Raw genomic sequence first — 12,396 nt, 5'->3', positions numbered from 1 at the left:
GGTCAGCCTTACTCTTCCTCAACTGCCGACCAATCAAAACGTGCTCCGCAGTTCGGACAGTGCTTGTATTTCTTCGAAAACTTAAAACCGCAGTTTCCACACTCATAACGAGCCTCTTCTCCCTCCATTCTCCTCTCCCTCCTCTCCTCCTTTTTCTTTTCACCAGCAACCGGAACTTTGGCCGGCTTATCTGCCGGCTGAGAAAGTTCAGGTGGTTTTACCGTGAAAGGCTCTGGCTGCGAAGAACCGGCAGAACCGGTTAAATGCTCAAACGGTCTTTCAACGCCGTGCTTTTCCTTCATGTGTCTGGCAAAAGCTCCACGTTTCTGATACTGTCGTCCACAGTAGGGGCAGATGTACATGCAAGAATCCGAATTCTCTTCTTTTATAAAGTTAGTAAAAAAGGGTCAGTTTCGGGCAGTTTCAGCGTATTTCTCCCTGAGACAAAACTTCACGTAACCGGCGATAAATGGCCATTCTTAGCCGTTTATCTTTCGCAAGGTTTTCAGCGTTTATGCGGAATTTCGAATCAAAACCGTAAGTTTCGAGGAGTTTTGCCTTCTTTTGGTACGGTATCCTATGATTGAAAAGTTCCATTATGTCAGCAAGTTTAATGGTCAATCTGGCCGGAACTTTCATACCTTCCTCTTCCTCCTCTTGAAAAATCTACGGCCTAAAAGTTCTCCTGTTCGGTAGAGACAGATAAAATCTATGAGTTTTTGAATCGTCATAATTCCAGCTCCTCCAGAATCTTCACATCAGGATAAAGCTGCTTAACGTATTTCAAAACTTCAGAAACGGGCTTGTTCAAATCGTTGGCAAGGACTCTAATCCTCAGTTCCAGCATGTCTTTGTAGTACTTTAGTTTCTTCTCGTCAAGTTCATTCTCAGAATCGTAGATTCTATATGAGTTCATCAGGCTGTCGAGCCTTGATGTTATCTCTTCCTTGACAGCCATCAGTTTCTGGTGCTGGATTTCTTCGTAGAGTCTTTGTAGGTGTTGTAGGTGTTTTTTCGTTTCCTCTATCTCCTTGAGGAGCTTCTGTTCATAGTCGTCATCAACTGTTGCCAGCTTGTCTTCGATGGCTTGAACTACGAAATCAGACATATTATCTGCTGCAACTTCTTCGAGTTTTAACTTCAAACTCTTTGGAAGTGAGATTGTAAGCCTCGTCGTCTCTTCACCATACTTTCGTGGACGTCCTCGTCTTTTCGTCATACTAAATTCATTTTCGTATGAACAATATCCCATCAAAAACCCTCCTTCTTGATTTTTTTATGACATAATGTTATGTCATAATTAATTCCAAAGAGACACTCTCGAGCAGAATTTTGTACGGCAGAAATTGAATTTCGTATGACAAAAAATAAGCGAGTCATACTATCTGCATCCTCTTGATCTCGGGTCCTTCTCCATCGATGTCATTCTTTAGTCCCTTCTCCCTGGGCATCTCATCTACTCTGATAACGTTCCTTTCAACGTGGTTACCTGGATACCTTCTTTCTTCGATGTACTTTAGAACAACCCTACCGGGTTCTTCGTGTCTCTCAACGTAAGTCATTAGCTTGAAGGGTTGTTTTTTGACGGGCTTCCAGATTATACCCTCCTCGTTGTCTGCAATCTCGCTGCCCCATTTCTTTCCACACTTCGGGCATTCGTTGATGATGTTGCCCTTATTGTCTCTGCCTCTGACAAGGAGAATGTTACAGGTTGCACATGCGGGAAGCTTTGGCATTTTTACCACCCTATAGGCAACCCTCAGACCTGACCATGATAACAGAGTATCCAGCCTTCCTTATTCTCTCCATGAGCCTTCTGGCCTTCCCTTCGTCCTTGATGAATGCGATAACCTGATAGACTGTTTCCGTCGGCTGCTGTTGCCCAAACTTCTCCTCAAAGGTTTTAGGCTTCATGCTTCCACTCCTTCAGGAGTTTAACGAAATACTGAAACAGCTCATTATGCGTCATGAATCTGCCTTCTCCCTTCCCGAAAAAGACAAACCAGCCGTTCTTTGTATATCTGGCTTCCTTGACAGGGATTTTTCCGGCTTTGTAATGGCAAAGCCAATACTGCTCTTTCTCGAAGTCGAAGAACAGCAGAATCAAATCAGCGTTTAGTGTGTTGGCCGTTTCCCTCAATGTCTTATACTGAAATTCCGGCAAAGCGTAAAGTGTGAAATGGCGTTCCTTCTCCTTGAACTCCATGACGGCCCTAATCCGGCCGTTAACCGTTATGACGTTGTCAATGTCGGTAATCTTGAGCTTCCCGTTAAGACCGGCCTCTCTGGCAGCTTTCTTAAAAAAATGAATGCGATAATGGAGGTTTGACGTTATCATTCTCCGGCCTCCTGAACTCCCTTATACAGGTAGAACGTTGCATTGCAATTATGGCATGAGCACTTTCCTGGAACTTTGTACGACTTGCTGACCTTCGGACTTCCACATTCCGGACAGCAGATGTTCCGCCTGCTCTTCTTCTTTCTCTGCTGCATTACGGCCTCACCTCTGCCCAGTAGTGGTATCCGTCAGCCTCGATGCCGTAGTCGATTAGCTTGCCTTCCTTCTCCAGCCTTAGAATGTCCTCCCACCAGAGACCACCGAGAATCATTCGGCATCCTCCGGCGTTATGATTTCGAGAATTGCACGAACCTTTTTCTCGTCGTAGGCACTGAGAAAGCCAAAGACTTCGTCGCTAATTTTTGAAATCAGCGGCACGTTTTTCGTCAATGCGTAGTGATAGGTTACTCCATAACAGAGTGCCTTTATCGGCGTGCTTGCGATTGCTTTTTCGATGAATTCTTCAGGAGTGATTTCTCTACGCAAAAGCTTCACTGCATCGGCTATAACGTCGATTTCGTCTTCTCTGCTTAACCCGAAATCTCTAAACAGCATCATGGCTCAGCCCTCCATTTCGGCTTTTGCTTTATCTTCTAACTCCTCCAACCTTCTTCTAACAGAATCCTTGACGAATTCTGTAAGGCTGTTATATCCAAACTTCCTTCCGAGAACTCTGGCCTTCTCTGCCATCACTTTAGGAATTTCGACCAAAACACCTTTGGCCGTCATTGCGATATAGATATCGCATAAGAAATTTAAAGGTTACGCCCTTATCATGACTTTTTAGAAAGCCATATAAAAGCAAGGTGGCATAGATGTCGCTATGCCTAAGAAGAGAGGAGACAGAAAGCAAGAAACCGTTAGTATCCGGCTACCAGAGGAGCTTATTAGGGAAATAGAGAGAATTATAGACGAACATCCGGAACTTGGCTATGTTTCTGTTCCGGAGTTTGTTAGAGAGGCTGTAAGAGATTATATTCTCTATTTGAGGAGTCTTGAGCGTGAATCTGCCGAATCTTCCACCGAACAGCCTCAATAATAAGTTCTTCTAAGGTTTCTTTTGGAATTTTAACCTCCATGACCGTTATGCAATTTCAACACTAATACCGGTTTCGGCTGTTGTGAAAGTGAAAATTTAAACATTCGAGTTTAATATTTATCCGTTGGAATCCTATGGAAACCTTTCACTCCTGACCTCTTTTACCCATCCTTAAATACTGATAATGAAACCCTAACTTTATGCCTGATGACGTGTACGTACGTGTACGTACACCATCTAAAAAATGGAGGAAAAAGGAGCAAAGCCGGAAAAAGCCTCGTATCTACCTCACTTGGTCGCAAGACTTAATCGACGAATTACATGAGAGAACCGACAACATCAGCGGTTTCACGGAAAGAATCCTTCGAGCTGTCTTGTTTGGGGAGGACGTTGAGGTTTTGTGTGTAATTAGTCATAGGACGCCGGGGCTGGGATTTGAACCCAGGAGCCCTTGCGGGCACCGGCTCTCAAGGCCGGCGCAGTACCTCTCTGCAACCCCGGCTCTTTAAAGTTCTTGAGCTTGATTCTATTTTTGAACTGTGTTTAAGATATTTGTGGTTTGTAGAATGGTTGGATTAAGCGGGTTCGAAACTATTATATTACGGTCAGAGTAACAATAATGATAATGTACGCCAGAGATGTAGCGGAGATTTTAGGATTTTCCGTGCTGGTGGGATTTACACTCGTTGTGACTGTACTTGCAGTGCTTGCCCAGGGCGCTTTGATCCACTTTTACGAGCCTAATAAACTCGTCTGGGCTATTGAAGTCATCTTGGGGATATATGGTGTGACTATAGGAATAATCAAGATTAAGGAGACAGTTGAGAAGAAAGGTCAAAAAGTAACTGCTTGATCTTGTATTTAAATAAAAAATAAAAAATTATCTTTTGAAGGCATATACCGACACGGCAATGGCTGCTATACATACAACAGTCACGAGGATAACGTCGGTTCTCACGGTGGCGGTTGCCACTCCAGCACCACCAACCAAGTATGTTACCACGCCGCCTGCTGTGAGGAGACTTACAAAAGCGGCGGGTATGGCGAGAAGGGAAACAATGCATGCCACTACTAAGATGGCTACCAACTCTTTTGTTGCCCTCCACAGGTACGTCATGTGCGATAGCTGAACAAACTGCAATATTTATTTTATGGTTTAGTAATATATCACAATAATAATCCTAAGATAGCATATAGTTAAAATTTAGTTATTAATAATTTAAAATTTACGAAGCTGTAATTGTGAGGGTACGGACATCAAACCAAATAATTCTGGAAATAACAGGAATAGAACTTTTAAACTTCCAAAGAGAAAATTAGCGAAAAATTAAACGAATAAACCTTTAATATCCCACAGAAGGCGCGGGTTGTGCTTGATGAGCTCCATTACTATCTTGCGGACGCTCATTTCCTTCAGGTTGCAGCCGGCAATGCTCTTTGCAAGCTTGTTGAGGGTCTTGTCATCCATCTTGAGAAGCTTCTGCTGAAGTATCTTATTTCTGTGAAGAGTCTTTCCGAAGTCGTTCTTCCAGAGCTCGTCGTATTTCCTGAGGAACTTTGCGGAGTAATCACCTTTCTCAACTGCTTCAGCAGCAACGCAGCCGGCGAAGTAGCCACCTCTCATAGCATTCGCTATACCTCCGCCTGTTATTGGATCAGCATGTCGTGCAGCATCGCCGACGAGCATCACATTATCTGCAACTGCCGTTTCAACAGGCCCTTTAACAGGCACACCGCCCGCAACAACCTCTACAATCTCTCCACCATCAAAGTGCTCCTTAATGAAGCTGTCGAGATACTCCTTCGGGCTCTTCTTGGCGAGTGACGGCAGAACTCCTATGCCCACATTTGCAGCATCCTCGCCCTTGGGGAACAACCAGATGTATCCGCCGGGAGCAATCTCGTTGCCCAGCCAGAAGTAACAGTATTCTGGGTCGAAGTCTATACCAGTCATGAGGTACTGGACGCAGCTCTCTATCTCGCTGAGCTTCAGCGTTGTGTCGATTCCAGCCCACTTCCCAACCCTGCTTTCGACTCCGTCTGCACCAATGACTATTTTTGTATCAACGCTGTACTCCTCACCCATTCTGCGAAGAGAGACTTCTACGGTTCCGTCTTCTTTTCTCTTTATCCCCGTAGCTGTTGTTTTGACTATTACGTCTGCTCCTGCCTTTGCAGCGAGCCTTGCAAGATGGCGGTCGAAGACTTTTCTTTCGAGAACATAACCAACTTCATTTCCTGCCATCTCCTCCGCCATTACTATTTCTGTCCCGTCGGGAGAGTATATTCTCGCTCCAACGACCTCAGCAGCAATCCATTTTTTGTCTATATCTACAAACCTCGCAATTGCCTCCTTGCTGACGCCCTCCGCACACCTCACAGGAGTGCCGATTTCCTGCCTTTTCTCGACAAGAAGAACGCTGAGACCTTTTTCCGCTGCAGTCTTTGCTGCAATGCTGCCCCCTGGCCCTGCGCCAATTACAACGACGTCGTACATTACGCAACCTCCTTAACTGCGAGGGCACGCATCGGGCACGCTTTGATGCAGCTCATGCAGAGGGTGCATTCCTCCTCGTCTATTACGAGGAAAGTCTCTACGAGCTCGTTAGCGTTAAACTTGCAGACCGCAACGCACGCTCCGCAATAGGCACACCTGAATCTGTCAACCTCGATCTTCTTCTGCGGCTTCTTCCTGCGAGCCATGGTCATGGCTTTAGAAAGTCGCTTTTAAACTTTTCTCGATTACTCGTCCGGCACAAACTTCGTTCCGTAGTAGATAATGCCCGCTTCGCTCTCCTCGCCGTACTTCCTGAAGGCTTTTCTGACCTTCATCCCTATTTTCACTTCATCCGGTTCGCAAACGAGTTGGGCAGTTATGAGTGGTCCCTCCTCGAGTTTTATGAGAGCTATGATGTAGGGCTTCTGAGCTTTGAGGTCTTCAGGAGCATCGTGAACGACGGTGTAGCTTACAACCTCTCCCTTGCCGCTGAGCTTCACTTCCTTGATCTCGCTTTTTCTCCTGCACACCGGACAGAGGTTGCGGGGCGGGTAGTAGTAGTTCCCGCAGTTCTCGCACCTCGTTCCAACGAGATCGTACCTGTACTTTATCTTCCTCCAGAAGCGCGGAAGCATCCTATCACCTCGTGAAAATCGTAACAACTGCTGTAGCGCCGGTTCCGCCAACGTTTAACGCAAGACCGCGTTCAGCGTCAACCTGTCTCTTGTCTGCTTCTCCTCTCAACTGAAGCGTTATCTCGACAGCCTGCCTTATGCCAGTCGCTCCAACAGCATGCCCACATGCCTTGAGCCCACCAGATGGATTGACGGGAATGTCTCCGTCGAGACTCGTTACGCCTTCCCGTATCAGCTTTGCCCCTTCACCCTTCTTGGCAAAGCCCAGATCCTCGTACGCAAGAATCTCGGCAATCGTGAAGGAGTCGTGGACTTCCGCAACATCGATATCCTTCGCCTCGATTCCTGCCTGCTTGTAAGCCTGCTTTGCTGCATGCACAACAGCCTGCATTGTCAGCAAGTCCTTCCTGTTGTGCAAAGCTATGTAGTCGCTGGCCTGGCAGCATGCAGAGATATAGACGGGTGTGTCAGTGTACTTCTTTGCGACCTCCTCACTCGCGAGGATTACCGCTGCTGCTCCATCTGAAAGCGGTGCACAGTCGAAGAGGCGCAAAGGCTCGGCAACATATGGGGAGTTCAGAGCAACTTCAAGGCTGATTTCCCTTCTGAACTGGGCCTTTGGATTCAGCGTCGCATTCTTGTGGTTCTTTACACTGACCATAGCTAAATCTTCGGGCTTCGTACCGAACTCCTCCATGTGCAGCCTTGCAATCATCGCATAGAGGGAAGCAAGGGTCGCGCCAGCGAAAACCTCCCATTCCCTGTCTGCAGCGGAAGCGAGGATTTCCATTGCTGCCTCGCTACCCACATCTGTAACCTTCTCCGCTCCCGCGGCAATCACTATGTCGTGCATGCCAGAAGCAACTGCCATGTACGCCTGTCTCAACGCCAATCCTCCGCTTGCGTCCGCAGCTTCAACACGCGTCGATGGAATGTGTAACTCTGCTAAACCTGCGTAGTCTGCTATCAATGCTGCAATGTGCTCCTGAGCAAGATATCTGCCGCCGCTCATGTTGCCAACAAACATTGCCTCGATTTCCTTGCCTTCGAGTCCGGCATCTTCAAGAGCTTCAATTCCGGCTGAAAGAACTATGTCTCTAAAGCTTGAATCCCAGAGCTCGCCGAACTTGCTCTGGCCAACGCCTATAATCGCGACCTTCCTCATTGAAGCACCTCCTGCGTTATCTCACCTTGATCTTCTTCCTGAGTTTGAGGTAGAGCCCGTAGTCAACGTAAACACCGCTCTTTATCTTGTCCCAAACCTGCGGCGTTCTTTCGATACTTTCTATCGCGTCCGTTGCTCTGATAACGAACGCATCGCTTCCAGCTCCTGAACCAAAGGAAACGAGCAAAATGCGCTCATCGGGCTTTACAACATCAAGAACTGCTGCGAGGCCGAGAAGTGACGAACCGGAGTACGTGTTGCCTATGTACGGCACCACAAGCCCCTGCTTTACCTGCTCATTGCTGAATCCCAGCATCTTTGCCGCCCTTGTTGGAAACTTGCCGTTTGGCTGGTGGAGAACCACATACTTGAAATCAGACGGTTTCAGCCCGGTTCTCTCCATTATCATCTTCGCCGCTGAAGTTACGTGTCTGAAGTAAGCGGGTAAGCCAGTAAACCTCCCACCGTGGCTCGGGTAGGGCTGCCCCTCTCTCCTCCAGAAGTCGGGCGTGTCTGATGTGAAGGAGCAGGTAGCCTCAATCTCGGCTATAACATTCTTCCCGCCAACGATGTACGCTGCCCCGCCGGCTGAGGCAGAGTACTCCAGCGGGTCGCCCGGGGCACCCTGACTCGTGTCAGCTCCGATTGCAAGGCCGTAGTTAACCATTCCTGCCTTAACCATCGCCATGCAGATTTGCACGCCTGCAGTTCCTGCCTTGCACGCAAATTCCAAATCGGCAGCGAAGTATTCATTACCAATTCCGAGAGCTTCACCAACGATTGTTGCCGTGGGCTTGACGACGTAGGGGTGACTTTCGGAGCCGACGTAAACAGCTCCAATCTCGCTCGCATCTATTCCAGCTCTGCCAACGGCCTCCCTCGCAGCCTCAACGGCAATAGTTGCAGTGTCTTCGTCAAGGTAAGGGATTGACTTCTGCTGGATTCCAAGACCCTTGGAGATAACTTCGCCGTCTTCGCCCCATATCCTCGCGATTTCCTCAGCCTTGATCCTGTACTTTGGAATGTACGTTCCGTATGAGACTATACCGACTCCCACAACCGTCACCTCACGTATCTCCTCAGAGCCTTTACCATATCTTCCACGGGCATTTCCGTGGCAATCAGGTGTATCTTCTCAATATCCGCTATTTTTGCGGCAATCTTGTCAACCTGGCTGGCCTTAAGGCTGTGAAGCACCACTACTGCGGGCTTTAGATTTGCAACTCTAACCGCCACCATCGGCGACCTGCCGGTGGAAACCTTGGTGAATATAAGTGCTCTCTCCGTTGTGAATCCGTAAAGTCTGTAAAAGTCGTATGAATTGAGACTGACAATTGCTTTCAGGCTGTCAACGATTGTATGGCCGTTCACGAGCTTTTCGTAGTTTGTAACGTCTTCTCCGTCGATTATGTCCCTGAACTTCGACGAAATGACAGGCTCGTCGTACTCCTTCATGTCGAGTATCACGTCTATCTGAAATCCGTCAATGAGGTCTCTGTACTTGGAAACAGTTCTGTAGCCTCTCTCTCTATCTATATCCAGAAGGGCTTCTATTATCTTCCTGACGAAGGCGATGCCGGGCGACTTCCTCCTGTCACCCTCGTAGTCACTTATCACTGAAGGAGAAACGTTAAGCTTCGCGGCAAGCTCTTTCTGGGAGACCTCGAAAATCAGTCTCCACTTCTTGAGAGTTTTGCCTGGATTTTCGGCAAAAACGACCTCCCCACTAATTTTATCTGCGAGAGCTTTGGCAGCAGAATCCATGTCCGGCTTAATACGTGTCTCTTTATAAATTTATCGGATTATCGAATCTGATTTCGTCAATTGTAAATTATATAGGATTGAGTGGTAAAGGGGAAAATTTTTAAGTCCTCCTAACGGAACAGCTCCAAGCAGACATCGCGTTGCTTTATTACACTGGAAGATAGAGTTTTATAATCAAAAAACTCGCTGGAGGCGATACTCATGAAGGTGTGGCTTATTGGGGCATACGGTATAGTTTCAACCACGGCAATGGTCGGAGGTAAAGCTCTTGAGAAGAATATCATCGATAAGGTTGGTCTTGTTTCAGAACTCCCGTTCTTCAGTGGCATTGATAAATATGCCCCCCTCAGCTTTGAATTCGGTGGCCACGACGTCAGACCAATGGACAACGCCTACGCAGCCTCGCTTGACCACTGGGAGCAGAACAGACACTTTGAGAGGCACATTCTCGAAGAGGTAAGGGACTACCTCGAGGGTGTAAAAGCTGCGAAGGGCACAGCTTTAAACTGCGGAAGCGGCATTGAGGAACTCGGAAAAATTGAGACCCTCGAGCAGGAAGGACTTACACTCAGGGAGATTGCAGACAGGCTGACGGAGGACATGAAGAAGTTTGCCGACGACGAGACAGTCGTAATAAACACTGCTTCAACAGAACCGGTGCCAAAGTACAGCGAGGAGTACCACGGAAGCATCGACGGCTTTGAGAGGATGCTCGACGATGACGCAAAGGAGTATGCAACGGCAAGCATGCTCTACGCGTACGCAGCTTTGAAGCTCGGCCTGCCGTACGGAAACTTCACGCCGAGCGTTGGTTCCAACATTCCTGCGTTGAAGCAGCTCGCCATCGAAAAGAAGGTACCGCATGCTGGCAACGACGGCAAGACGGGCGAGACCCTTGTTAAAACAACGCTCGCGCCGATGTTCCTTTACCGCAACCTCGAGGTTATAGGCTGGATGAGCTACAACATTCTTGGCGATCTGGACGGCAAGGTGCTCAGCCACAGAGACAACAAGGAGAGTAAGGTCGTCAGCAAGGACAAGGTACTCGAAAAGGTACTCGGCTACTCGCCGTACAGCATAACCGAGATCAACTACTTCCCGAGCCTCGTTGACAACAAGACTGCCTTCGACTTCATACACTTCAAGGGCTTCCTCGGCACGAAGATGAAATTCTACTTCATCTGGGACGCCATCGATGCGATCGTTGCAGCTCCGCTGATCCTCGACATCGCAAGATTCCTGCTCGTTGCAAAGAAGAAGGGACTCTACGGCGTAATCAAGGAGCTAAGCTTCTTCTTCAAGAGTCCCATGGAGACAGATATCGTCAACACCCACCAGCAGTTCGAGATGCTGAAGGAGTGGTTTTCGGGACTTTTGTAATTTTATCTTTTATTGGCTAGTTCCAGATGACCTTAAAGACTTCAAAACATCCCCAATCTTTGGTTTCGTATAGGAAAGGGCGAAAAGCCCGAAAAGTTTTGAAGCAATTCTTACGGTGATAAACGCTGACGCAACGAGTGTCAGCACGCTAATGATGATTTCATAGCCCTCAACCTGGCCGACGGCAAAGCGTAAGGGCATCTCGATTGGAGACGTGAACGGCAAATACGAAAGCAGCATAGAAATTGGAGATGAAGGATTCACGGCAGCTATTTCACCAAACATCATCGAGAAGATTAGAGGAAGGATAACAAAGCCGAGCATCTGCTGCGCATCCTTCAGAGTTGGAGAAATGGCAGCTATGCAGGAAATCAGAGATGCGTAGAATGCATAACCGAGAATAAAATACGCCAAAGCAATAACAAAGACGGAAGGAGAGAGTATGGCAAAGCTTGCAGCAAGCGGGAATGCTATTGCAATCCAGAGGGAAATCTGCATCAGTCCCAGCAAGCCCAGACCGAGGAGCTTGCCAAAAAGCAACTCTTCTGCAGTTACAGACGATAGCAGAATTTCCATTATCCTGCTCTCCTTTTCCTCTGCAATTCCCTGTAAAAGGTAGCTTGAGGATGTCAGGATCGATGTCAGAAGAAGAACGGCGAAGCCAACGGGTATTATGAAACTCATAAAGTTTCTTTCCTCAACTTCTCCTTTAGCTCCCACTTTGTACTCTTCATAATTCGAACCCTCGACAACTCTCTTTACAACTCTATCATCAACCTTACCTGCAAGCATAGCTTTAACAAGCTTTTTCTCGAGAATTCTTGCGGGGTGCGGAGATGCCTTCTTTGTGTATCCGGTTATTTTCCCGTTATCGATGTAGTTTTCGTCTATGACGTAGTATCCATCTATCCGGCCTTTGATAAGGTCTTCTCTGGCTTTTTCTTCGGACGAGTATCTCACAAGGATTACTTTGAACGACTTTTTTGAAATGTCGCCGGCATTGACACTCTCAACTATTTTATCCATCTCGCCTATCTCATCCGAAGAAAGCAACCCGCTCTTATCCACAAAACCGGCTTTAACATCTCCGAAAGTTGAAAGGATAACTCCCATGCTTGACGAGAATACTATCAGTATGAAGAGTGGAAATGCAAGAGTAATAAGTACGAATTCTTTTCTCTTTGCGTTTGCTAAAAGCTCGTGTTTGGCTATGACTAAAACTGACATTCTCTCACCTTCTTCAGGAAGATTTCTTCAAGGCTCGGTTCTTTAATCCTGAAAGCTCTGATTCTAACTCTTTCTTCAATCAACCTTGCCATGATTTCTTCGATCTCCCCGGCCAGCTCAACGTAGCCCTTGCCGGAATCAACAACTTCAAAGGAGTGGGAGGGGAAAGAACCTTTGTACTCCACAATAATCCTTTTCTCAGTAAACTCAGCCTTTATTTCGTCCATGCTACCGTATGCAACAGCTTTTCCTTTGTTCAGAAGCAGAACTTTGTCGCAGAGTTCTTCTGCAAGATTGAGCATGTGGGTTGAGAGCACTATTGCCTTATCTTCGAGTTCCCTCAGCAGACGT

The 12,396-nt window shown here is 47.3% G+C and carries 20 protein-coding genes and 1 tRNA gene; 3 read left to right on the top strand and 18 right to left on the bottom strand.

What is annotated here, in order from left to right; translation table 11 throughout:
* Window positions 1-8 precede the first annotated feature (8 nt).
* From ARCVE_RS10260 to ARCVE_RS11570, 8 genes are all read right to left on the bottom strand, one after another.
* Window positions 9-362, bottom strand: a complete 354-nt coding sequence (locus tag ARCVE_RS10260) for a C2H2-type zinc finger protein (RefSeq protein WP_048086034.1) — start codon at window positions 360-362, stop codon at window positions 9-11.
* A 365-nt stretch (window positions 363-727) separates the two neighbouring features.
* Window positions 728-1,219, bottom strand: a complete 492-nt coding sequence (locus ARCVE_RS10250; protein WP_048086031.1) for a hypothetical protein — start codon at window positions 1,217-1,219, stop codon at window positions 728-730.
* Between the two features lie 157 nt (window positions 1,220-1,376).
* Window positions 1,377-1,736 (bottom strand): hypothetical protein, encoded by a 360-nt coding sequence (locus tag ARCVE_RS10245; RefSeq protein ID WP_013684701.1) that lies wholly within the window; start codon window positions 1,734-1,736, stop codon window positions 1,377-1,379.
* 10 nt (window positions 1,737-1,746) lie between these two features.
* Window positions 1,747-1,914, bottom strand: a complete 168-nt coding sequence (locus ARCVE_RS11410; RefSeq protein WP_013684700.1) for an SPOR domain-containing protein — start codon at window positions 1,912-1,914, stop codon at window positions 1,747-1,749.
* Window positions 1,904-2,338, bottom strand: a complete 435-nt coding sequence (locus ARCVE_RS10240; protein WP_013684699.1) for a hypothetical protein — start codon at window positions 2,336-2,338, stop codon at window positions 1,904-1,906. The genes ARCVE_RS11410 and ARCVE_RS10240 overlap by 11 nt, the downstream gene beginning before the upstream one ends.
* Entirely contained in the window at window positions 2,335-2,493 is a 159-nt protein-coding gene (locus tag ARCVE_RS11405) for a hypothetical protein (protein WP_013684698.1), read from the bottom strand. The genes ARCVE_RS10240 and ARCVE_RS11405 overlap by 4 nt, the downstream gene beginning before the upstream one ends.
* 112 nt (window positions 2,494-2,605) lie before the next feature.
* Window positions 2,606-2,896: a hypothetical protein gene (locus ARCVE_RS10235; protein WP_013684696.1), complete on the bottom strand. Its 291-nt coding sequence runs from the start codon at window positions 2,894-2,896 to the stop codon at window positions 2,606-2,608.
* Between the two features lie 3 nt (window positions 2,897-2,899).
* Window positions 2,900-3,067, bottom strand: a complete 168-nt coding sequence (locus tag ARCVE_RS11570; protein ID WP_013684695.1) for a hypothetical protein — start codon at window positions 3,065-3,067, stop codon at window positions 2,900-2,902.
* Between the two features lie 94 nt (window positions 3,068-3,161).
* Between ARCVE_RS11570 and ARCVE_RS10230 the strand changes: the two genes are divergently transcribed.
* Complete coding sequence (locus ARCVE_RS10230) at window positions 3,162-3,377, top strand: ribbon-helix-helix domain-containing protein (protein WP_013684694.1); 216 nt, start codon at window positions 3,162-3,164, stop codon at window positions 3,375-3,377.
* Window positions 3,378-3,797: 420 nt separating this feature from the next.
* On the opposite strand, the gene ARCVE_RS10225 is transcribed toward ARCVE_RS10230, so the two are convergent.
* Window positions 3,798-3,879 (bottom strand) — tRNA-Ser (locus ARCVE_RS10225).
* Between the two features lie 123 nt (window positions 3,880-4,002).
* Between ARCVE_RS10225 and ARCVE_RS10220 the strand changes: the two genes are divergently transcribed.
* The gene (locus tag ARCVE_RS10220) at window positions 4,003-4,230 is read left to right on the top strand and encodes a hypothetical protein (protein WP_048086027.1); all 228 of its coding nucleotides are present in this window, start codon (window positions 4,003-4,005) and stop codon (window positions 4,228-4,230) included.
* 27 nt (window positions 4,231-4,257) lie between these two features.
* Here ARCVE_RS10220 and ARCVE_RS10215 read toward each other — a convergent pair whose 3' ends face one another.
* The 7 genes from ARCVE_RS10215 to ARCVE_RS10185 all read right to left on the bottom strand — a co-directional run bounded on the left by ARCVE_RS10215 (window position 4,258) and on the right by ARCVE_RS10185 (window position 9,438).
* Window positions 4,258-4,494: a hypothetical protein gene (locus ARCVE_RS10215; protein WP_013684692.1), complete on the bottom strand. Its 237-nt coding sequence runs from the start codon at window positions 4,492-4,494 to the stop codon at window positions 4,258-4,260.
* Between the two features lie 210 nt (window positions 4,495-4,704).
* A complete protein-coding gene (locus tag ARCVE_RS10210; RefSeq protein ID WP_013684691.1) occupies window positions 4,705-5,874 on the bottom strand; it encodes a geranylgeranyl reductase family protein in 1,170 nt (389 codons plus the stop codon).
* A complete protein-coding gene (locus ARCVE_RS10205; RefSeq protein WP_156786059.1) occupies window positions 5,874-6,080 on the bottom strand; it encodes a 4Fe-4S binding protein in 207 nt (68 codons plus the stop codon). The genes ARCVE_RS10210 and ARCVE_RS10205 overlap by 1 nt, the downstream gene beginning before the upstream one ends.
* Window positions 6,081-6,119: 39 nt before the next feature.
* Complete coding sequence (locus ARCVE_RS10200) at window positions 6,120-6,509, bottom strand: Zn-ribbon domain-containing OB-fold protein (protein ID WP_013684689.1); 390 nt, start codon at window positions 6,507-6,509, stop codon at window positions 6,120-6,122.
* Window positions 6,510-6,513: 4 nt separating this feature from the next.
* The gene (locus ARCVE_RS10195) at window positions 6,514-7,674 is read right to left on the bottom strand and encodes a thiolase domain-containing protein (protein ID WP_013684688.1); all 1,161 of its coding nucleotides are present in this window, start codon (window positions 7,672-7,674) and stop codon (window positions 6,514-6,516) included.
* 16 nt (window positions 7,675-7,690) lie between these two features.
* The gene (locus tag ARCVE_RS10190) at window positions 7,691-8,731 is read right to left on the bottom strand and encodes a hydroxymethylglutaryl-CoA synthase (protein ID WP_013684687.1); all 1,041 of its coding nucleotides are present in this window, start codon (window positions 8,729-8,731) and stop codon (window positions 7,691-7,693) included.
* A 5-nt stretch (window positions 8,732-8,736) separates the two neighbouring features.
* Window positions 8,737-9,438, bottom strand: a complete 702-nt coding sequence (locus ARCVE_RS10185; protein ID WP_013684686.1) for a helix-turn-helix domain-containing protein — start codon at window positions 9,436-9,438, stop codon at window positions 8,737-8,739.
* Between the two features lie 201 nt (window positions 9,439-9,639).
* Between ARCVE_RS10185 and ARCVE_RS10180 the strand changes: the two genes are divergently transcribed.
* Window positions 9,640-10,818 carry an inositol-3-phosphate synthase gene (locus ARCVE_RS10180; protein ID WP_013684685.1) on the top strand — a complete coding sequence of 393 codons (1,179 nt, stop codon included), beginning with the start codon at window positions 9,640-9,642 and terminating at the stop codon, window positions 10,816-10,818.
* A 9-nt stretch (window positions 10,819-10,827) separates the two neighbouring features.
* Here ARCVE_RS10180 and ARCVE_RS10175 read toward each other — a convergent pair whose 3' ends face one another.
* A complete protein-coding gene (locus ARCVE_RS10175; protein ID WP_013684684.1) occupies window positions 10,828-12,045 on the bottom strand; it encodes an ABC transporter permease in 1,218 nt (405 codons plus the stop codon).
* Window positions 12,033-12,347, bottom strand: a complete 315-nt coding sequence (locus ARCVE_RS10930; protein ID WP_052302988.1) for an ATP-binding protein DrrA1-3 family domain-containing protein — start codon at window positions 12,345-12,347, stop codon at window positions 12,033-12,035. The genes ARCVE_RS10175 and ARCVE_RS10930 overlap by 13 nt, the downstream gene beginning before the upstream one ends.
* Window positions 12,348-12,396: the final 49 nt, after the last annotated feature.

It is taken from the genome of Archaeoglobus veneficus SNP6 (genome assembly GCF_000194625.1).
Taxonomy (GTDB): Archaea; Halobacteriota; Archaeoglobi; order Archaeoglobales; family Archaeoglobaceae; genus Archaeoglobus_C; species Archaeoglobus_C veneficus.
This window is presented reverse-complemented; position numbering and strand designations above follow the sequence as displayed.